At 66.7% G+C, this 19,672-nt stretch carries 15 protein-coding genes, 1 tRNA gene and 5 pseudogenes; 12 read left to right on the forward strand and 9 right to left on the reverse strand.

Annotated features, from left to right (window positions below):
* Nucleotides 1-202 precede the first annotated feature (202 nt).
* The 5 genes from E1161_RS16320 to E1161_RS28390 all read left to right on the forward strand — a co-directional run bounded on the left by E1161_RS16320 (nucleotide 203) and on the right by E1161_RS28390 (nucleotide 4,965).
* The gene (locus E1161_RS16320) at nucleotides 203-1,201 is read left to right on the forward strand and encodes a zinc-dependent alcohol dehydrogenase family protein (RefSeq protein ID WP_132624150.1); all 999 of its coding nucleotides are present in this window, start codon (nucleotides 203-205) and stop codon (nucleotides 1,199-1,201) included.
* A gap of 68 nt (nucleotides 1,202-1,269) precedes the next feature.
* The gene (locus E1161_RS16325; protein WP_132624152.1) at nucleotides 1,270-2,679 is read left to right on the forward strand and encodes a sugar porter family MFS transporter; all 1,410 of its coding nucleotides are present in this window, start codon (nucleotides 1,270-1,272) and stop codon (nucleotides 2,677-2,679) included.
* 1,031 nt (nucleotides 2,680-3,710) lie between these two features.
* Nucleotides 3,711-3,784 (forward strand) — tRNA-Pro (locus tag E1161_RS16330).
* Nucleotides 3,785-3,899: 115 nt separating this feature from the next.
* The gene (locus E1161_RS16335; RefSeq protein WP_268951398.1) at nucleotides 3,900-4,709 is read left to right on the forward strand and encodes a tyrosine-type recombinase/integrase; all 810 of its coding nucleotides are present in this window, start codon (nucleotides 3,900-3,902) and stop codon (nucleotides 4,707-4,709) included.
* Nucleotides 4,645-4,965 (forward strand): tyrosine-type recombinase/integrase, encoded by a 321-nt coding sequence (locus tag E1161_RS28390; RefSeq protein WP_268951402.1) that lies wholly within the window; start codon nucleotides 4,645-4,647, stop codon nucleotides 4,963-4,965. The genes E1161_RS16335 and E1161_RS28390 overlap by 65 nt, the downstream gene beginning before the upstream one ends.
* Here E1161_RS28390 and E1161_RS16340 read toward each other — a convergent pair.
* Entirely contained in the window at nucleotides 4,945-5,220 is a 276-nt protein-coding gene (locus tag E1161_RS16340; RefSeq protein ID WP_165939821.1) for a phage integrase N-terminal SAM-like domain-containing protein, read from the reverse strand. The two genes, E1161_RS28390 and E1161_RS16340, sit on opposite strands and share 21 nt — an antisense overlap.
* A gap of 260 nt (nucleotides 5,221-5,480) precedes the next feature.
* Nucleotides 5,481-6,374, reverse strand: coding sequence for an NADP-dependent oxidoreductase (locus E1161_RS16345; protein WP_132624156.1), 894 nt, complete (start codon nucleotides 6,372-6,374; stop codon nucleotides 5,481-5,483).
* Between the two features lie 400 nt (nucleotides 6,375-6,774).
* Here E1161_RS16345 and E1161_RS16355 point away from each other — a divergent pair, with 400 nt between their 5' ends.
* The 5 genes from E1161_RS16355 (at nucleotide 6,775) to E1161_RS16375 (ending at nucleotide 12,260) form a co-directional block, all read left to right on the forward strand.
* Entirely contained in the window at nucleotides 6,775-7,407 is a 633-nt protein-coding gene (locus tag E1161_RS16355) for a TetR/AcrR family transcriptional regulator (RefSeq protein WP_132624158.1), read from the forward strand.
* Between the two features lie 646 nt (nucleotides 7,408-8,053).
* Nucleotides 8,054-9,133, forward strand: coding sequence for an AraC family transcriptional regulator (locus E1161_RS16360; RefSeq protein WP_132624160.1), 1,080 nt, complete (start codon nucleotides 8,054-8,056; stop codon nucleotides 9,131-9,133).
* 93 nt (nucleotides 9,134-9,226) lie between these two features.
* Nucleotides 9,227-10,936: a flavin-containing monooxygenase gene (locus E1161_RS16365; RefSeq protein ID WP_132624162.1), complete on the forward strand. Its 1,710-nt coding sequence runs from the start codon at nucleotides 9,227-9,229 to the stop codon at nucleotides 10,934-10,936.
* A 37-nt stretch (nucleotides 10,937-10,973) separates the two neighbouring features.
* The gene (locus E1161_RS16370; protein ID WP_132624164.1) at nucleotides 10,974-11,909 is read left to right on the forward strand and encodes an alpha/beta hydrolase; all 936 of its coding nucleotides are present in this window, start codon (nucleotides 10,974-10,976) and stop codon (nucleotides 11,907-11,909) included.
* Between the two features lie 39 nt (nucleotides 11,910-11,948).
* On the forward strand, nucleotides 11,949-12,260 hold the full coding sequence (locus E1161_RS16375; protein WP_132624166.1) for an EthD family reductase: 312 nt from the start codon (nucleotides 11,949-11,951) through the stop codon (nucleotides 12,258-12,260).
* A 133-nt stretch (nucleotides 12,261-12,393) separates the two neighbouring features.
* On the opposite strand, the pseudogene E1161_RS16380 reads toward E1161_RS16375, so the two are convergent.
* Nucleotides 12,394-12,603, reverse strand: a pseudogene (locus E1161_RS16380) (transposase); the annotation flags it as partial.
* A gap of 258 nt (nucleotides 12,604-12,861) precedes the next feature.
* Nucleotides 12,862-13,791, reverse strand: coding sequence for a pectate lyase family protein (locus E1161_RS16385; protein ID WP_132624168.1), 930 nt, complete (start codon nucleotides 13,789-13,791; stop codon nucleotides 12,862-12,864).
* A gap of 542 nt (nucleotides 13,792-14,333) precedes the next feature.
* On the opposite strand from E1161_RS16385, the pseudogene E1161_RS16390 reads away from it, so the two are divergent.
* Nucleotides 14,334-15,143 (forward strand): annotated as a pseudogene (locus E1161_RS16390) (IS5 family transposase).
* A 180-nt stretch (nucleotides 15,144-15,323) separates the two neighbouring features.
* Here E1161_RS16390 and E1161_RS16395 read toward each other — a convergent pair.
* Nucleotides 15,324-15,521, reverse strand: a pseudogene (locus tag E1161_RS16395) (alpha/beta hydrolase fold domain-containing protein); the annotation flags it as partial.
* Between the two features lie 170 nt (nucleotides 15,522-15,691).
* Between E1161_RS16395 and E1161_RS16400 the strand changes: the two are divergent.
* Nucleotides 15,692-17,560, forward strand: coding sequence for an eCIS core domain-containing protein (locus E1161_RS16400; protein WP_235875076.1), 1,869 nt, complete (start codon nucleotides 15,692-15,694; stop codon nucleotides 17,558-17,560).
* Nucleotides 17,561-17,604: 44 nt separating this feature from the next.
* Here the strand turns inward: E1161_RS16400 and E1161_RS16405 are convergent.
* The 4 genes and pseudogenes from E1161_RS16405 to E1161_RS28780 all read right to left on the reverse strand — a co-directional run.
* Nucleotides 17,605-18,417: pseudogene (locus E1161_RS16405) on the reverse strand (IS5 family transposase); the annotation flags it as partial.
* Nucleotides 18,410-18,538 (reverse strand): hypothetical protein, encoded by a 129-nt coding sequence (locus tag E1161_RS28395; protein ID WP_268951399.1) that lies wholly within the window; start codon nucleotides 18,536-18,538, stop codon nucleotides 18,410-18,412. The pseudogene E1161_RS16405 and the gene E1161_RS28395, both read right to left, overlap by 8 nt.
* Nucleotides 18,539-18,834: 296 nt before the next feature.
* Nucleotides 18,835-19,455, reverse strand: a complete 621-nt coding sequence (locus E1161_RS27610) for an Ldh family oxidoreductase (RefSeq protein ID WP_207920267.1) — start codon at nucleotides 19,453-19,455, stop codon at nucleotides 18,835-18,837.
* A gap of 19 nt (nucleotides 19,456-19,474) precedes the next feature.
* Nucleotides 19,475-19,598 (reverse strand): annotated as a pseudogene (locus E1161_RS28780) (transposase); the annotation flags it as partial.
* Nucleotides 19,599-19,672: the final 74 nt, after the last annotated feature.

Below are 19,672 nucleotides of genomic sequence, written 5' to 3' on the forward strand. Positions count from 1 at the left end.
AACAATCCGTTCTCGGCCTCGTGCAATCCCTCGTTCCCGGTTTCGGGTTGGGAAATCACCATGATGTTAAGCGCTTGCCTAAGCGCTTAACTCGGAGCTAGCTTGTGCGGCACATCGCGACGGAGCGGTCGGACCGCGGCCCTCCGGTCGGTGTGCACCAGCGGGCGTGCGCCGAGGGCACGCGGAACCGGGATGAGTGATCTTGCAAGCAGTAGTGATCGAAGGACCAGGTCAGGCAGTCGTCAAGGACGTCGCGGACCCAACACCGGCCGGCGGGCAGGTGGTCGTGCGGGTGCACGCCTGCGGACTGTGCGGAACAGATCTGCACCTGGTCGACGGCGTCCTGCCCACGGACTACCCGCTGACTCCCGGGCACGAGTTCGCCGGCGAGGTCGTGGAGGTCGGCGAGGGCGTGAGCGGCCTCGCGGTCGGCGACCGCGTCGCGGTCAACCCGAACCTGCCGTGCGGCACCTGCCGCTGGTGCCGGGCGGGACGCGGAAACCTCTGCCAGGTCTGGGACGCCATCGGCGTGAGCCGGTCGGGCGCGGCGGCGGAACTGGTCGCCGTTCCCGCGGACATCTGCTTCGCGCTGCCGTCGACGGTTTCCTACACGGCCGCGGCGATGGTCGAGCCGCTGTCCTGCGCGGTTCACGGAGTGAGCCGGTTGCCGAGGCTGCCCGGCTCGCACTACCTGATCTACGGGGCGGGCACGATGGGCCTGCTGATGGCGGCGCTGGTGCGCCGATCCGGGGCCGCGTCGGTGTCGATGGTCGACCTCAACGCCTCGCGCCTCGACTTCGCGCTGTCGTTCGCCGCCGACCGCGTGACCACCTCTGCCGTCGCGTTGGAACAGCCCGACGGCTACGACGTGGTCATCGACGCCACCGGCGCGGTGCCCGCGATCGAGGACGGCCTCGGCCGGGTCCGCAAGGGCGGAACGTTCCTGCAGTTCGGCGTCTCGGACCCGAACGCGACGGCGAGCTTCTCGCCGTTCCGGGTCTACCACGAGGAGATCGACATCCTCGGTTCGATGGCCGTGCACAACGGTTTTCAGCCGGCGATCGAGCTGATCGCCTCCGGTGCGCTCGACGTCGAGCAGCTGGTGTCCGCGACGCTGCCGCTGGCGGACTACGCCGAGGCGATCAAGAAGTTCCGCGCCGGGGAGGGCCACAAGATCCACGTGTCCCCGACAGCGCCCTAGGCGTCTTGCCGCGGCTCGCGTGGCGAGACGTCCTCTTCTCTGTGGATTCGACGAAAGGGTTCTGCGCAATGACGCCAACCACCTCCGCACCGGCGCGTTCGCGCACGCGCAACGCGCTGATCTGGATGTTCGGGGCGCTGGGAGGGATCTTGTGGGGCTATGACACGGGAGTGATCTCCGGTGCCATGCTGTTCATCAAGCAGGACATCCCGTTGTCCCCGTTCCAGCAGGGACTCGTGGTCAGCGGGTTGCTGGTCGGTGCGATGGCGGGGGCCGGTGCGTCCGGGCGCCTCGCCGACGTGTGGGGTCGACGCCGGCTGATCCTGTGGGCCGCAGTGGTGTTCACCGCTGGAACGGTGGGTGCGATGCTCGCCACGACGGCGTGGATGCTGGTCGCCTTCCGGTTCGTCATCGGCATCGGTGTCGGCATCGCCTCGGTGGTGGTGCCGCTGTACCTGACCGAGCTCGCGCCGAAGCAGTCGCGCGGTGGGCTCACGTCCCTGATGCAGCTGCTGGTGACCGTCGGCATCCTGGTGGCCTACGTGACCGACTACGCGCTGGCCGACAGCGGTTCGTGGCGCTGGATGCTCGGTCTCGGCGCAGTCCCGGCGGTCCTGCTGGGGATCGGGATCTACTTCCAGCCGGAGAGCCCGCGCTGGTTGGTCAAGCACGGTCGAGCCGACCAGGCTCGCGCGGTCCTGACGAGGCTGCGCGGGTCCAACGCCGAGGAAGTCGAGCAGGAGCTCGACGAGATCCAGGCCGCTGATCGCGAGAAGGAGGCCGAGAACGCCGTCGGCGTCCGGGAACTGCTCACCCCGAGGCTGCGCCGAGTCGTGCTGCTGGGCTTGGGGCTGGTGTTCTTCCAGAACTTCATCGGGATCAACACGATCATCTACTACGCCCCGACGCTGCTGACGACGCTGGGCTTCGGCACGTCCGGAGCGATCCTGGCCAACGTCGGCATCGGTGTGGTCAACGTGCTGATGACGTTGCCCGCGCTGCGCATGATCGACCGCGTTGGCCGGAAGTCGCTGCTGGCGGTGGGAAGCATCGGCATGCTCGTGTCGATGCTGGTCCTCGGCGTGGCCAACGTCGTCGGTGCGTCCTACGGCCCGCTGCTGGTGGCGATCACGCTGGGCAGCATCCTGGTGTACATCGCCTCGTTCGCGGTGTCGTGGGGACCGGTGCAGTGGGTGATGCTGCCCGAGCTGTTCCCGCTGCGCATGCGCGGTTCCGCGGTGGGCATCTGCCTCGTGTTCAACTGGTTGTTCAACATGGCCGTCGCCCTGGTCTTCCCGGTCCTGCTGGACATCACCGGCCCAGGTGCGATGTTCCTGTTCTTCGCGCTGATGGCGGTGCTGTCTTCCTGGTTCGTCCAACGTGGACTCATCGAGACCAAGGGCAAGAGCCTGGAAGCCATCGAGCAAGAGGTCCTGGGAACGCCGGCTCCGGAACCGGCTGTCAAGCAGCCGGCCTGACCGAGTTCGCGAATGCGGCTCCGCCTTTCCGGGCCGGAGCCGCATTCGTCGTTGCTAGGACCCAGTCGGCACACGGATCACCGCCGTGGTCGGGACGCGGAACACCGCCGTGATCGGGGGGACGGGTTGCGGCGGTTTTCGGGGGACTGCCGGAGGTGGCATCGGTGGCGAGACGTCGCGTGGTCGCGGGCAGGCGCCATGCGGGACGATCCGACACGCCCGGGTGTGGGCGGCCGGGAGGCGCGGCTGCTGGGGCTGTGGCTCGGTCTCCGTGGAACCGCAGGACTGCAGGTGATCACCGCCGTTGTGGTCGCCGTCTTCGCCCGCCCCATCGAAAGCTCGCCGAAGACGGGAAACTGCGCGGACCGGCGCTGCTGGTCGGTGGAATCCGGTTGGGATTCGAATACGGGACGGCAAGCGCCGGTCGCCATCACCTCAGCCTCGTCGCGACCGACCCGGTCCGTGCGGGAGGAGGTGGTCGAGCGCGAACCGCCACCGACCAGCGGCACGCTGATCTCGAGCCTGAGCCAAGGCGGAGGGCCTATCCGACCTCGGCGGCCAGGACGACCGCGTGCACATGACCAAGGCCACCATGACCGGCGAACCGGGGAGGACCTCGCCCGTTCCTCGACGCGCGCAGCCGCTACGCCGTGACCGGAGCACCCCTGCCCTTCGAGGTCGCGGCGACCACGACCGGCTGCTGGTGCACCTCGGAACGAAGTCGACGTCACCTCCGGCGTTGAGAAGGACGTGGTGAGGGGTCGCACGAACGCCTCCGGCCCCGCGGATCTACTCAGGAGCGGGCCCGCGCCACGAGTCGGAGTGCAGATCAGCCTGGTCAACGGCGAGTCACTCGACTGCGCGTTGGTGGCAGCCGGCGACCCCGCCGATCGCCCGCGCGGCCGACGGCGTGCACTGCCCGTCCTGATTGCAGTAACACCGACCGTGACCTGCAACAACGGCGCCATGGAGGGGGTCATGATCGCCGCGAAACCCGTGGGGTAAGCTATGTGCACACCCCACGGGGTGGCCGGGACGTGGCGCAGCTTGGTAGCGCACTTGACTGGGGGTCAAGGGGTCGTGGGTTCGAATCCCGCCGTCCCGACCGGTGAGAGGGTTTCCACAGGTCAGAGCCTGTGGGAGCCCTCTTTTTTTGTTCTTGTTTTGCTTCCCGGAGTCAAGCATGCCGCTCATGGACACCTTGACTACGGAGTTTTGGAATGGCCGTTTTTGATCTTGGCAAGCTCACCGAGGGCCTCTCGACGGTCTGGGCCGGGTACCTGCGGGACTGGGACCGCAGCCTGCGTTCGGTGAACCATCCCGAGACCACCCGCTACAACTATCTGCTCGCCGCCGGCCAGCTGGCCCGCTACCTCGGCGAGCACTCCCCGGACCCCGACGCCGACGACGCCGCCGACGACCCGACGGAGGTCACGCGCGATCACATCGAGGCGTTTCAGGCGTGGATGATCGAGACGCGGTCGGCGTCAACGGCGGTGAACAAGCACAAGGCGTTGCGGGTGTTCTTCGGCTGGCTGCTCAACGACGAGCGCGAGATCGACCGCTCGCCGATGGAGCGCGTGCGCAAGCCCGCGACCCCGGCCAAGATCATCCCGGTGATCGAGGGTGATGTGACCTCACAGCTGCTGGAGGTATGCACGGGCAAGGACTTCTTGAGCCTGCGGGACCAGGCGATCATCCGGCTGTTCGCCAACACCGGCGCGCGCTCGTCCGAGGTCGCCTCGCTGACTCTGGATGATGTGGATCTGAAGACCGAGACGGTGGTGTTTCACGGCAAGGGCGCCAAGGACCGCCGGGTGCGGATCGGCGCACGCACCGCGCGGGCGGTGAGCCGGTATGTGCGGGCCCGGTCCAAGCACGGGTGCGGATTTGGACGATCTGTGGCTGTCGGACCGGGGTGGGCGGCCGCTGCATGCCAATGGGATCAAGATCCGTCTCAAGCGCCTGGGCAAGAAGGCGGGGATCAAGAACCTGCATGCCCACCGCTGGCGCCACACTTACGCCCATGAATGGAAGGCCGCCGGGGGAGACACCGGCGATCTGATGCTGGTGCTGGGCTGGAGCTCCGAGACCATGGCCAGGCACTACGGCGCCAGCGCCGCGGCACAACGTGCCCAGGTGGCCCAGGACCGGTTGGCCATCGGCGACGACCTCCGAGTCACAAGAGTGGGGTGTGGGGACCAATTAATCCCCACACCCCACCTGCATTGGCAGTTCCGTTCTTACCTGTGTTTCGGATCGTGCTCACCGTCGTTGTCCAGGTGAGCATTCCACCGCTTGCTCGTCCTCGGCCATCCACTGAAAGAACTGCTGCAGACACTTGTGCTTGTCGAGCGCGGTCGAGGCCGACCGTGTCTCAATCATCCACGCCTGGAACGAATCCACGTCCGCACGCGACACAGCGGCGGGATCCTCAGCATCATCTACACCGCCGCTGGCCACGACGAATTTTCCGAGCTGGACCACCGCGAGCAGGTAGTTGTACCGGGTCGTCTCAGGTCGCCAGTCGAACGCAAACACCGGTCCCAGTCCCGAACCAGGCAACGCCACGACTCGGACAAGCCAGCCGACAAGCGCTCAATATTCACGCCGCCCTCCCCAGAGTCCCATGCTCAGCCGCGTAGCACTGTGCCGCGCCTCCGTTGGCCAACAATCTCGCGACGGCGGCCGCCGCTTCCGTAGAAGATCCCCGGAACCGTCTCTACCGCCGCCTGATCCGCCCACCCGTCTGCGCGCTGGTGGCAGGCACGAATCCCGTACGTGGCATGCCTCAGCGCTTTTCAGACGACCACGACTCGGCGTCCTCGCGTGTGACCGGCTTGGCTGTCGATGTGCGCCGCCGCGGCCTCCGCGAGCGTGTACGTCTTCTCGACCGGGATGTGGAGCTTGCTCCGCGAGAGGAGGTCGACGGCTTCGGCGAGCGCTTCCGGCACGCTCCCGGCCACGCCGGAGAACCGGGCACCGAGCTCCGGCGCGCCGAGATCGGCGATGGAGACCACCTTCTCCGGGTCCCCGGTCAGTTCGATGAGTTCACGGATCACGCCTGAGCCCGCCAGGTCGAGGGCCGCGTCGACCTGACCGAGCCCCCGGACTCGCTCGACCCAGCCCTCACCGTAGGTCGTGGCGAGGGCGCCCAGGCCGCGCAGGTAGTCCTGGTTCGCGGCCCCGGCCGTGCCGATCACCGTGATGCCGCGCTCACGGGCGATCTGCAGCACCGCCGATCCGACGCCCCCAGACGCACCGCTGACCAGCAGCGTCTGCGCGGGCCGGGCGCCGACCTCGCGGATGACGCGCAGCGCGGTCTCCACCACCGAGGGGTATCCGGCCGCCTCCTCGAAGGTCAGTCCCTCGGGCATCCGGGCCCAGGCCGACAACACGGCGAATTCGGCATAGGTGCTCGAGCCTTCGCCGAACACGTGGTCGCCGACCTCGACCCCTTCGACGCCCTCGCCGACTTCGTCCACGACCCCGGCGGCGTCGAGCCCGATACCGGAGGGCAGTTCGGTCGGGTGCGCGCCGAGGATCTGGCCTTCCCGGACTCGCCAGTCGACGGGGTTCACTCCTGCTGCTCGGACGGTGATGCGTACCTGGCCTGGGCCCGGATGAGGTTCCGCGGCGTCCAGGAGCTGCAGGACTTCGGGGCCGCCGAACTCGGCGAAGATGACCTTCTTCATGCTGTCGTCCTCAATGCTCACGGTCGGTTGTGGGTGAGCGTGTGTTTGTTGTTTCGCTCGGCTGACTGCCGCGGTTGATGGCACGCGGCTGGTTCACAGGTGGCGGGTTCGGTGGTGAGCATCCAGTGGCTGAAGGCGGCGTAGCGTTCGGCGGATCCGGCGGCGCCGGTGGCGTTTTCGGCTGTGTCAACTCGTCGGCGAGTTCGGCGCGCAGCACTCCGGCGTCCTCGATGCCGAGAGTGCCGCCCGCAGCGAGGCCGCGGTGGTCAGTCCGACCAAAACCGCCCCGACGATCACCGTGTGCATCGTTCGGTTCCTTTCGTTCTCCATGCAGCCGAATGTAACCCTAACAGTTAGCATTTAATAGCAGTTAGGTTTTTGTGTCTGATAGCATCAGCGGATGACCGCCCCGTCCGGACGCCGTGAGCGCAAGAAGGCCGCGACCCGTCAGAAGATCGCCGACACCGCGCTGCGGCTGTTCCTGGAGCACGGGTACGACGCGGTGGGCATCCGTGACGTGGCCGCAGAGGCCGACGTCGCCGTAACCACGGTCTTCTCCCACTTCGCCTCGAAAGAGGCCTTGGTGTTCGAGCGCGACGAAGACTTCGAGCAAGGCCTCACTCGGGCGGTCACCGGCCGGGCTCCGCACGAGCCGCTCATCCCCGCGCTGCGCCGCGAGATCCACGCGATGGTGCGCCACTGCACGGCGGACAGCGCCGCCCCGATCTGGCGCATGATCGACGAATCACCTGCCCTACGGCAGTTCGAGGAGTCGATGAGGCTGCGCCATGCGGAGTCGCTGGCAACGGCCATCGCTGCCGATCTCGACCTGCCACAGACCACCACGGCCTGCCGGACGATCGCGAGGTTCGTGATCGACGCCCATTCACTGGCCCGTGCGGCGGCCGATCCGCACGCCGCGTTGGACGAGATCTTCCGGATGATCGATGCGGCCTGGGCCGTCACCCGCCCCTCTCGACATGGGCGAAAGGCTGTTCCTCCAGGAAAGGCACCTGCCCATACCAGCCGCTGATCAGCGAAGCTTGGAGCCGATGCGAAGCCCCGAGCGCCGCGGCGCTCGGGGGCTTTTTTGCGTTCAGGGGACGGCCGTAGCGGTAGAACCATTCCCCTCCGCGGCCACCGCCTGGTGTGCGTAATGACGTCCATGTGGATGTCGGAGGCCGGCCATGCATGCCGGACTCGACCTCACCAACTAAAGGTTGTCCCGTAATGATCAAGATGTGGTGGCGGGCAAGGGAATACGCGGCCCTCAGTCGGGTTGGCCGGTGTTCAGTGGGTCATGGCGAGGTTGCGCATCAGGGCCACACCCCTGGCGGCGTAGTAGACACCGTCGCGTTTGCGTCGGCAGTTGCGCAGGATGTTCCAGGAATTCATGTGCGCCAGGACGTGTTCGACGCGGGCACGGACTCGCTTGTGAACGGTGTTGCATTCACGCCGGCTGTCCTGGTGGAAGCGGCCTGCTGTGTCGGCTTTGATGCCGGCGGCTGGCAGTGCACCCCGCGCGCATCGCGAGCGGCCCTGAGACCGCCGACTGGCTTCAACCCCGAAGTGGAAGGCCTGGTCGTAGTTTTCACTCGGTTGATGAGTCGTTGACACGTGCTCGATGACGGCAGATCCTCGTAGCCACTGGCGCACCGAAAGGGTAACGGGGGCGGGCCATGTTGCGGACCACGCTGGACGGCGAACCGTTGCGGCACTTTTCCGTTCTCCGCAGTCATGACGTCGACGAAGTGCGCGAACTGGGGGAGCGGCTTTTCGCCCCGCACCGGCTCGAACCGCTCGGTTACGACGAACCGATGGACGCACGACTCAACGCGGTGCACATCCGGGATGTGACGATCGGGTACGTCCGATACGGGCCGCCGGTGCGCATCACCGTTCCGGACATGGTCGATTCCTACCAGTTCAACATCCCGATCGCGGGGTGCATGGAGATCTCGGACAGGAACCGGACCATCACCAGCGGCACCTCCCGGTCGGCAGTGCTCGTACCGGGCAAGTGGTATTCGGGTCGGTGGACGCCGGGCTGCACGCAGATCGCGGTGAACATCACGCGCGCGGGTCTGGAAACGGAACTCGAACGCCAACTCGATCGTCCGGTCAGAGGCCCGGTGCGGTTCGATCTGGGGATGGACCTGGGCGAGCCGTTGAGCCAGAGCTGGTTGGCGACGGTACACCTCGCGGTCGCCGAGCTCGACCGGCCGCGCAGCGTTCTGATGCACCCGCGCGCGGCCAGCCACCTGGAGCAGTTGCTCATCCTCGGCGCGTTGCTCGGCGCGCACCACAACTACTCCGCCGAGCTCGTCGAGCCGGCACCGCAACCGGGCCCGCGGACGGTCACCCGCGCCATCGAGTTGATCGAGGCGCACGTCGACCAGCCGCTGACCGTCGCTGAACTCGCGCACGCGGTCGGGGTGAGCGTGCGCTGCTTGCAGGAGGGCTTCCGGAGCCACCTAGGCACTTCGCCCATGGCCTACCTGCGCGATTTCCGCCTGGCCGGTGCCCATCGGGCGCTGGTCGAGTCATCGACTGACTCGACCACGGTCACCGCCGTGGCGTACCTGTGGGGTTTTACGCACCTGGGCCGCTTCTCGGCGGCCTACCGCAGCAAGTACGGCGTCGCGCCCTCCCGAACCCTCCGCAGTGCTCCTGCCCGTGCGGCACGTCAACCGCGATCGTGCGCGAAACCGGTCAACGGCCGCGCACATCGGATAGTGGAGCCCCACCCAGGCCCGTAGCGTCGGCACGGTATCCGCTGGTCAGGCCCGATTCGGGTCTCCCGGCGGTTCGTGACTCTGCAATGCGGGCTTTCCACAAGGAGGTGGGAGGTAATGCAACCGACCGGAGGAACGAACGAGACGCAGGAGAATTGCGACGCCGTCGTCGTCGGCGCGGGGTTCTCCGGGCTGTACATGCTGCACCGGCTACGAGACACGTTGGGGCTCAAAACTCGGGTGTTCGACGTGGCCGACGACGTCGGCGGCACCTGGTACTGGAACCGGTACCCCGGAGCCCGATGTGACTCCGAAAGTTACTTCTACTCCTTCTCGGACCGGTTGTCGGAAGAACTGCTCCAGGAGTGGACCTGGACCGAGCGCTTCGCCGCGCAACCCGAGATCCTGAGCTACCTCCAGCACGTCGCAGAGCGCTTCGACCTGTACGAGGACATCCGGTTCCGCACCCAGGTCGTCGCGGCCGAGTATGACGAGGCAGCGGGCCGCTGGACGGTGCGAACCGGTGACGGAGGACGCGTCACGGCGACCTACCTGATCACCGCTGTCGGTTGCCTGTCGACGACCAACCTCCCCGACTTCCCCGGGCGGGACGCCTTCGGTGGACCCTGGTACCACACCGGGCTGTGGCCGCACGAGGGCGTGGACTTCACTGGCCAGACGGTCGCAGTCATCGGCACCGGGGCGACGGGCGTGCAGGCCATCCCGGAGATCGCCAAGCAGGCGGCGCACGTCTACGTTCTTCAGCGCACCCCGAACTACGACATCGCAGGCGGAAATCGGCCGATGACCGCCGACGACGGCCGTGCGATCAAGGACAACTACCGCGAGATCTGGCAGACGACGCGCGAGACCGGCTTCGGGTTCCCCTACCGGACCGCCGAACGCACCGCCCTGTCGGTGTCCGACGAGGAGCGGCACCAGATCTACGCCGAGGCGTGGCAGCGCGGCGGTTTCCGGATCGGCACCACGTTCAACGATCTGCTGATGGACGAGGACGCCAATGAGACGGCAGCGGAATTCCTCCGGGCTCGGATCCGGGAGCAGGTGCACGACTCGGACGTGGCGGAACTGCTCAGCCCGCGCGACCACCCGTTCTTCACCAAGCGCCCGCCGTTGGAGAACGGCTACTACGAGACGTTCAACCGGGACAACGTGACGCTGGTCGACGTGCGTCGGGCACCGATCCAGGAGATCACCGCGACCGGAGTGCGCACCGCGGAGGCCGAGTACGAGGTGGACACCATCGTCTACGCTACTGGCTTCGACGCGATGACCGGAACCCTGTTCAAGCTGGGCATCCGCGGACGCCAGGGGATCGGGCTGCAGGAGAAGTGGGCGGACGGGCCCAGCAGCTACCTGGGCGTCACCGCGAACGGGTTCCCGAACCTGTTCATGATCACCGGACCGCAGAGCCCGTCGGTGCTCACGAACATGCCGGTCGCCATCGAGCAGCACGTGGATTGGATCACCGACTGCCTGCGCTACCTGCGCGACCGGGGCCTGGACACGATCGAGCCGCTTCCCGCGGCCGAACAGGACTGGGTCGACCACCACAACGAGGTCACCGAGACCACCCTGCTGCCCCGCGCCAACTCCTGGTGGGTCGGTGCCAACATTCCCGGCAAACCGCGCCGGCTCTACCCCTACGTGGGCGGGCTGGACATCTACCGGCAGATCTGCGAGCAGGTCGCCAACCGCGACTACGACGGCTTCGCGCTCGGTTCCTGCGGTGCGGCCACGAGCGGCGACTTCGCCGGTGTCGCCCGCGCGACCTTCGACGAGATCGTCGCGGCCGCCGCCACATGAGTCCAGACCCAGGCCCTTCGTCCCGATCGGAGTCGTCATGCCGCTCCATCCCGAATCCCAGCAAGTGCTCGCGATGCTCGCCGAGGCCGAACTGCCGCCCTTCGAGCACCTGACCGTGCCGCAGGCGCGCGCAGCCGGTGCCGGTTTCGCCGATCTGCAAGGGGAACCCGAGGAGATCGACACCGAGGAGCGCACGATTCCCGGTCCCGCCGGGACCGTTCCGGTGCGGATCTACACCCCGGCTGGAGACGGGCCCAAGCCGGTGATCCTGTACTTCCACGGTGGGGGCTGGGTCATCGGCGACATCGAGGTCTGCGACAACCCGGTGCGCCGGATCGCCAACCGGACCGGGGCGATCGTTGTCTCTGTCGACTACCGACTCGCACCCGAGCACGTCTATCCCGCCGCTTTCGACGACTGCTACGCAGCGACAGCGTGGGTCGCCGAGCACGCCGCCGAATTCGGCGGTGATCCGGCGCGAATCGCCACGTGCGGAGACAGCGCAGGTGGGAACCTCGCCGCGGCCGTGGCGATCGCCGCACGCGACCGCCAGTCGCCGCACCTGGTCGCACAACTGCTCATCTACCCGGTCACCGATTTCGACTTCATGACCGACTCGTACGCGCAGAACGGCGAGGGGTACCTGCTCACCAAGGGCTCGATGCAGTGGTTCTGGGCCCATTACCTCGGCGCCCAGGACCTCGGGAAAGACCCCTACGCCTGCCCTGCCCGAGCGGACGACCTCGCGGGCCTGCCCGCGGCCTTCGTGGCGACGGCGGAGTTCGATCCGCTGCGCGATGAAGGTGAGGACTACGCAGAGGCCCTCCGCGAGGCGGGAGTTCGGGTCACCGCTCAGCGCTACGACGGGATGTTGCACGGGTTCGCCTGGACCCTGGGAGCCACACCGAGCGGAGCCGTGATCATCGACGACCTCGCGGCCGCGTTCCGCGACGCCATCGAGCGGTCTCGGTAGGCGCTGCTCATCCAGCACGGACCCACGGGAAGGACTGCGATGTACCGACTCACCGTGACCTACGACCACCCCGAGGATCCCGAGAGCTTTCTCCAGCACTACCGCCACGTGCACGCGGTGCTGGCGAGCAAGATGCCCAAGCTCCAGTCCTACGACTGGGGGATGTGCGAGATGCCCGACGGCAGCATTCCGCCGCATTTCCTGATCGCGGTCCTGGACTGGGCGAGCAAGGAGGACGCGCTGGCCGCGCTGCAATCCCCGGAAGGCCAAGCGGGCACGGCCGACCTCGGCAACTTCACCACACCGGACCAGGTCAGCTTGTCTTTCGCGGAGCTCACCAAGCAGGTCTGATCTCGAGTTTCAACTCTTCGCGCGTTGAGGGGACGATCGATCCGGGCCTCCGAGGTCGAGGAGGCGACCAGTCCCGGCGTGATTCGTTGGAGTCGAGCCGGTTGGTTGCGTTGCGGGAACTCCGCAACGCAACCGCGGTCGGGACCTTGACGCCGAACGACGGCGGCAGCCACCGCCACGCGCACCCGCTGGTGAGCACGTACACGATCGCCGTGAACATCATCCGAGGATCGGCCGGGGCCCGACCACCACCCTGCGGGCGGTCCTTGACCTCGGGAATCAACGGCTCGACCAGCTCGCACAGCTTGTCAGGAACCAACCGGCGCGACAACGCATCAACCACAACGGACGATCATCCCCGACAGCGGGCCAAGATTTACGAGACACGCTCGCAAGAAGACATGCACAGCCTGAACAAGCTCAACCGGCCAGCACACACCGACGGCGCGCCCCAGAAGCTCCTCCAACAGCTCCGTCGCTCGCTCCCGCTTCGTGCTACTCCCCAAGCATCCAAGCAGGGACACGAGGAGCGTTGCGACGCGATCAACCGCCCCGCGCCGCAAGCAGGACCGCCGGCACCGGGGCCGGCGGTCCTCGTCGGCTACTGGACGCCAGCGCCACCTGTCACGATGGACTTCACATTCGCGGCGTTGTCAGGCGCGTAGGCGTACGGGATTTCCGCGACACTGCCACCGGTCTCCCCGTTACCCGAGTTGACCAGCTGGTTGTTCGATGCGACAAGGGATCCCGGGCCGGAGTCGCCCTCGCCGAGGTGGAACGGGTCCTCGACGTTCTCGAAGTGATTGCGTTCCACCAGCACTCCGGCGTTCATCGTGGACGCGACGCCGTAGCTGTTGATGTCGTTGTAGTAGTTGTTGAACACGTGCACCGGGTTACCGAACCGCACCCGAGGGTTGCGCTGGCTGGTGCCGTCGAACCAGTTGTGGTGGTAGGTGACCCGCAGCTTGCCTTTGTCCTGGTCCTCGTTGTCGTCGCTGTGGCCGAGCAACGTGTTCTTGTCCTGATCGTGGAAGTGGTTCCAGGACACGGTGACGGCGTCCGACGCGGCTTTGATGTCCAGCGCGCCGTCGGCGGCGTTGGACAGGTCGGTGTGGTCGATCCAGATGTTCGTCGACTCCTCGACGTTGATGTTGTCGTCGCCGGAGCCACTGATCGTCAGGCGCTGCACGATCACGTTGTTCGCTTGGCGGATGTTCAGGCCGCCACCGGCGAGTCCCCCGGTGGTGCCGACGCCGACGATCGTCTTGTCCGAGCCGACCGGGACCATGCCGGACAACCCGATGGTGCCCTCGACCTGCACGGTCAGCGGCCCTTCTGCGGCGACAGCGTCGACGAACTCTCCGGTGGACGACACGGTCACCGTTCCACCGCCCACGCCACCGGTGGTGTCGGCGCCGAAGCCGATCGGAGTGTCGAGCGCGTCGACCGGGTTCGGCGCGGCTGTGGCGACGGTCGCCGCCCCGGCCGCGAGCACGCCGGTCATCAGCAGGCCGACGAGGGATTTGCGCATGATCCTCTCCTCTTTTCCCTGTCAGGACACACGAAACCAGCCGATGGCGAAGCTCGGGTACGTCTGGCAAAGGCCGGACCGCAGCCGGCGGTCAGTGCGGGCATGGCCTTGGGCCTGTTCACCGACGCACCCGATCCAGCGAGCAAGCCGGTGTCCCCACCTCCTCTTGACGACAGGTCGGGCGACTTCGAGCCATCGCTGCGCCAAATGTGATCGCTCACATGCTCGTCGATCAGGTTGCTGATACCGATTCGGATGCGCCGTTAACGCCCTGACCTCGAGCAGATCACGACACCTGATCACCGCAGAACCGGCGCGGAGATTGTCTCGGTACCACTTCGACCAAGGCATCGTGTGAGCGTTAACAAACATAGCGGCATGGCGGAAGCCGCGGAATCATCCGTAGAGCCGATCCACTTCCCCCACATGCGCGCAGAGGCGACGTCCTCTCCCCAAGCGGGGCCCGGTATTCTTACAGCTCGTTTCAGAATGATCGGTGTGTCTGATGTCGGTGGTTGATCATCTTTTGGCATGCTGCTGGGATGATCGAGGAGTTGGTGCCGGAGAGCTTGTGGGAGCGGGTGGAGCCGCTGCTGCCGCCGCGTCCGCCACGGCGGGATCGGTATCCGGGGCGGTTGCCGACCGACGATCGGGCAGCTCTGGCCGGGATTGTGTTCGTGCTCAAGACCGGGATCACGTGGCGAGAACTTCCACGCGAGGTCGCCGGATGCTCCGGGGTGACCTGTTGGCGCCGGTTGCGGGACTGGACCGAGGCCGGGGTTTTCCAAGCGGTGCACGAGTTGCTTCTGGACCGGCTGCGGGCCCTGGACCGGCTCGACCTGGTTACCGGCGTGGTGGATGGTTCGCACGTACGGGCTCTCAAAGGGGGGCGGCGACGGGCCCCTCGCCCGTCGATCGGGCTCGCCCCGGTACGAAACACCATGTAATCACCGAAGGCGCTGGCATCCCGCTGTCGGTCACGGTCACCGGCGGCAATCGTCATGACAGTACCCAGCTGTTCCCGTTGGTCGACACCCTGCCCACGATCCGCGGCAAAAGCGGCCGACCCTGGCAACGACCCCGCTGGCTCTACGGCGACCGCGGCTACGACTACGACCACCACCGCAAAGCCCTGCGAGATCGAGGAATCCTCCCGCGCATCACCCGCCGCAACACCGACCACGGCTCCGGACTCGGCACCGTCCGATGGGTCGTAAAGCGCACTTTCGCCTGTCTGCACCAGTTCAAACGACTCCGCACCCGCTACGAACGACGAGCCGACATCCATCTCGGACTCCTCCAACTCGGATGCGTCCCTGAATTGCTACCGCCAACTACCAACATCATTCTGAGACGAGCTGTTAGCTTGGGTTTTAAGGTTCGGATGGCCGGTGGGAACCCCGGTTGATCATAGATAAGCCACTTAGTTGATCAAGTTTCTTGCGACAGACGGAAGATCACACCAAGGGCTTCGATGATTAGTGTGCACGACACCGGTGCGGCCGGTGCGCTGGGGGACCTGTGCCGGTTCCGATCGCCACGGCCGCGGCGAGGTTCACGCCTGCGCTGTCTCCGCACGTGGCGATTCGCGCCGGATCACCGCCAATTTCGGCGGCGTGCTCGGCGACCCACGCTGTCGCTGCGTAGCAGTCGTCGAAAGCGGCGGGATAGACGTGCTCGGGTGCGAGTCGGTAGTCGACAGAAGTGCAAACAGGTGATGTCGCAGCAGATGCGAACTTCGTCGACCCGAAGCCGCGCGCTCAACGCCGCACCAGAGCAGAGCAAAGCGAGCTCGCGACAGGTGAATCTGCGATCTCCCCCGTCGGAGATTCGGCAACGGTGCCCTTGTGGGCACTGAGTGAGGTGTGGGTCGTGCCCTCGCGGTCGTTCCTTCCGCCTGGTGCTGGCTGGCAGCGTCAGGCGCAGCCTCGTCTCTTTCGGTTGCCAGGAATGGAGACTCATGCGCGCGCAGGACCAGGAACCGGCCAGCACGTGCCGATCCCAGCCACGGCAGGCGCCCACGCGGGCCACCGGCCCGGCGCCGATACCGCCGCACCCGGCCGTGCCCCTGCCTCCGCAGGCAATTCTGCACCTGCAACGCACCATCGGTAACGCCTCCGTAGCCCGCCTCATCAGAACCGAGCGGCACCAACCGCATTCCCGTGCAGACGACCTCGGGCACGGCCAGCCCGTGCAACGCTCGACGGTGCCCGGGGTGCTGCGATCACCAGGCCGTCCCCTCGACACGCCGCTACGGGAGGAGATGGAGGCCCGCCTCGGCGCCGACTTCTCCGACGTCCGCCTCCACGACGACGCGGCAGCGAAAGCCTCCGCCGCCGAACTCGGCGCCCGCGCCTACACCAGCGGTAACCACGTCGTCATCGGCGACAGCGGCGCGGACCAGCACACCCTCGCCCACGAACTCACCCACGTCGTCCAACAGCGACAAGGCCCGGTCGCCGGGACCGAAACCGCAGACGGGCTACGGATCAGCGACCCCTCCGATCGCTTCGAGCGCGCGGCGGAGGCCAACGCGGCGCGGGCGCTGGCGACACCACCGCCGCAGTCCGGGCACACGGACCACCCGGAACGTCCCGGTGAGCACCGGGCGGACAACGTGGTCCAGCGGGCTCCGCGCGAGGGCCTCCGGCAGCTCGATCACCGGCCGGCCCCCGCCGCCCCGCAGGGCAAGATGCTGGACGAACTGCTCACGGAGCTGAAAATCCACGGTGATGCGTACGGCCGCTGGATCGATGACTACCACGACAGCTTCGACGAGATCAGGCGGGTGCTGCCGGGTTTCCAGGCCACGTCCGATGAAGAACGCACCGCTTACCTCGAACTGTCCACGGCATACACCATGGCAACCACTGGTGTGTCCGACCGGAAGAATTCCGTCCAGGCCATCATCGACTACCTTCTGGACGGTGGCACCGCAGCACCCGGACTCGGCGGTTTCGGCACCCTGCGCGTCAACGACGCAGAGCTGGAAGGCAGACCGAGCTTCGCCAGAGACCTGCAGAAGGCCCTGCCGCTGAGGCCGACGCAGCACCGGCGGCACATCACCGCCTGGCACAACATCCGCGGCCTTCTCAACCGCGCGTACGCCACGGAAGGTGACGCCCTGATCACCTACCTGACCAGAAAACTCGGCGCCGGGGTGCACGAGGGGATGAGCAACGAGGCAGATGGTTTCCTCGCGCGGATGCCCCCCGCCCAGTTGGGGAACGAGAACCGCATTCCCCGTGACCACGCACAGGTGCTCATGAAAGCGGCGTACCTGATGAACAGTTCCGCCGAAAACCTGTGGGCGGGTGGCGGAGCGGAGAACTCTGAGATCAACACGGTGAGCATCGCCCTCCAGAACGGTTGCCGGGAGATCGTGTCGACGCCCACACCAGAGGTGCTGACCGCCTGGCGGAACCGGCTCAGCAACTCCACGGCATCGACCCCCAAGGCCCGGGACGCAGTGGACGCGGTAGTCAAAGCGATCGACAGGGCGTTGCAGCTCATGACGAACGCTCCGGCGAACCGGAAGATCATCGCGGAACAGCTGAAGGACGATGTCACCAAGCACATGATCAGAAACCTGGAGGTCGACGAGCCCGATGCGGCGAATCAGCGCACGACGACAACTCAGGCAGTCGGCGTGGCGAACAAGACGTTCGACCTGCTGTTCCTGAGCACAACGGACCAGGTCACCCTCGCCGAGGCCACAGCCGCCATCGACTTCCTCTGGACCCCCCGCCGTCCACAGCACAGTGCTTGACCACTCCGAACAGCAAGAACTGGCGACAGTAAGAGGGTGTCTCTCTTGGCGTGTTGGAGTCGTTTGAAGCAGACGAGGGCGGCTGCCAGGGCGAGGAAGGCTTTGAAGGTGTCGGCGCGGCGTTCATAGCGCAGGGTCAGGCGGCGGTAGCCGGTGAACGAGGCCATTGAGCGTTCGATGACCCACCGGTGGCGGCCGAGGCGTTGCTTGGACTCGATGTCCTTGCGCGCCAGTCGGGGTCGGATTCCCTTATCCCTCAACCATCGGCGACGTTCGCGGCTGTTGTAGGTCTTGTCGCCATGCAGCTTCGCGGGTTTGCGGCGTCGCGGCCCGCGGCGGGAGCGGACCGGCGGGAATGCGTTGACCAGCGGGATCATCGCGTCACCATCAGCCGTGTTGCCTGCCGAGATTCCGGTGGCCATCGGCAAGCCGGTGGCGTCGGAGAGCACGTGGAGTTTCGAACCGGGTTTGCCGCGGTCTACCGGGCTCGGACCGGTCATAGGTCCCCCCTTTTGGGCCCGCACGTGGGCGGCGTCAACCACCGCGCGGGACCAGTCGATCAAGCGCTGACCACCTCACTCGTCCAGCATCGCGTGATGGATCCGTGCCCACAAGCCCGCTTCGGTCCAGCGCACGAACCACCGGTGTGCGGTCGGGACCTTGACGCCGAACGACGGCGGCAGCCACCGCCACGCGCACCCGCTGGTGAGCACGTACACGATCGCCGTGAACACCATCCGAGGGTTCGCCGGCGCCCGACCACCACCCTGCGGGCGATCCTTGACCTCGGGAATCAACGGCTCGACCAGCTCCCACAGCTCGTCAGGAACCAACCGGCGCGACAACGCATCAACCACAACGGACGATCATCCCGGACGGCCGGTCAAGATTCAAACGAGACACGCTTTTAGTGATGGCTTCCAGGAACGCTTCGCGGTGGCCGGGCTTGACCCGCAGGGAGACGACGAGGGCGAGCATGGGTGGCTCCTTGTTCTCTCGGGTGTCGTTGAGGGTGAGGGCTCAGGCGCAAATGGGGTTTTCGCTGGTCTCGGGCATCGGGACCCCGGTGGAGGAGGCCAGTTCGTTGAGGTCCTGCCACGTATTGGATCGCAAGGGTGATGCCGGCGGTGGAGTTGTGGGCAAGGTTGCGCTGTTCGATCTCGCCCGGCACGAAGAGCTCCGCAACGCCCGGGAACGGTCTTGGTTTCGGCGACGAGGGATTCCATCCGAGGAGGTGAACTCGTCCACCGGTTGCACGGCGGCGATGTCGACGATTATGAGGAAGTGCCCGCACCCGAACGGCGCTCGGGGTCGTAGGGGCCGGCGACCCCGGTGCCGAAGGAACTGCCCGTGAGCACACCGGCGAGGACGTCGAACATGAACGAGATGGCGTAAACCTTGTGGCCTGCCAGAGGCAGGATCAGGCCTTCCACGGCCTCGCGCGGATCCGTGGTGGGCACGCCGTTGGCGTCGGCGGCCCAGTTTTCGGGGATCGGTTCGCCGCGTTCCTCGGTGAGGTGAATCTTGCCGCGGGCGACGGCGGTGTTGGCGATGTCCATGACGGCGGTGCCGTAGGAGCCGGCGGGGGCGGCGATCGACCACGGGTTGTTGCCGACGGACTTCTCCCGGTCGCCCCACGGTGCCATCGCCGGGCTGGCGTTGGTGGCCAGCAGGGCCAGGCATCCGGCGTCGGCGACCTTGCCGGTGAAGTAGGCGGCGGTGCCGAAGTGGTTCGAGTTGCGAATCGCGACGCCGGCAATCCCGTGCGCCTGCGCCCGGTCGATGCCCAGTTCCACCGCTCGGTCGGTGACGACCTGGCCGATGCGGTCCTGGCCATCGAGGACGACCAGTGAACCGGTGTCGGTGATGATCTGCGGTTCACCGGCCGAGCGCATCGCTCCACGCGGTCCCGCGGGACCGCGTGGAGCAGATCATTTTTCTGGATCTCGACGTCGTAGTCGAGGAAGGGAATGAATTCTTCCCAGGCGTTGCGCCGAAGTCGGATCACGGCGCCGTGTTGTTTACCCCATTTGTGGTCCAACTTGTCACATTCAGTGACCGCTGGCCGGCCGCTGAAACCTACTAACCGAACACGCCGGAAAACACCGTTCC

The sequence above is a fragment of the Saccharopolyspora aridisoli genome (genome assembly GCF_004348445.1).
In the GTDB taxonomy this organism is placed as follows: Bacteria; Actinomycetota; Actinomycetes; order Mycobacteriales; family Pseudonocardiaceae; genus Saccharopolyspora; species Saccharopolyspora aridisoli.

Excerpts from the sequence above, each read along its gene's own strand:
- E1161_RS16325 (WP_132624152.1), top strand. The coding sequence starts at position 1,270 with ATGACGCCAACCACCTCCGCACCGGCGCGTTCGCGCACGCGCAACGCG.
- E1161_RS16335 (WP_268951398.1), top strand. The coding sequence starts at position 3,900 with ATGGCCGTTTTTGATCTTGGCAAGCTCACCGAGGGCCTCTCGACGGTC.
- E1161_RS16345 (WP_132624156.1), bottom strand. The coding sequence starts at position 6,374 with ATGAAGAAGGTCATCTTCGCCGAGTTCGGCGGCCCCGAAGTCCTGCAG.
- E1161_RS16355 (WP_132624158.1), top strand. The coding sequence starts at position 6,775 with ATGACCGCCCCGTCCGGACGCCGTGAGCGCAAGAAGGCCGCGACCCGT.
- E1161_RS16360 (WP_132624160.1), top strand. The coding sequence starts at position 8,054 with ATGTTGCGGACCACGCTGGACGGCGAACCGTTGCGGCACTTTTCCGTT.
- E1161_RS16365 (WP_132624162.1), top strand. The coding sequence starts at position 9,227 with ATGCAACCGACCGGAGGAACGAACGAGACGCAGGAGAATTGCGACGCC.
- E1161_RS16370 (WP_132624164.1), top strand. The coding sequence starts at position 10,974 with ATGCCGCTCCATCCCGAATCCCAGCAAGTGCTCGCGATGCTCGCCGAG.
- E1161_RS16375 (WP_132624166.1), top strand. The coding sequence starts at position 11,949 with ATGTACCGACTCACCGTGACCTACGACCACCCCGAGGATCCCGAGAGC.
- E1161_RS16385 (WP_132624168.1), bottom strand. The coding sequence starts at position 13,791 with ATGCGCAAATCCCTCGTCGGCCTGCTGATGACCGGCGTGCTCGCGGCC.
- E1161_RS28395 (WP_268951399.1), bottom strand. The coding sequence starts at position 18,538 with ATGCTCGCCCTCGTCGTCTCCCTGCGGGTCAAGCCCGGCCACCGCGAA.
- E1161_RS27610 (WP_207920267.1), bottom strand. The coding sequence starts at position 19,455 with ATGCGCTCGGCCGGTGAACCGCAGATCATCACCGACACCGGTTCACTG.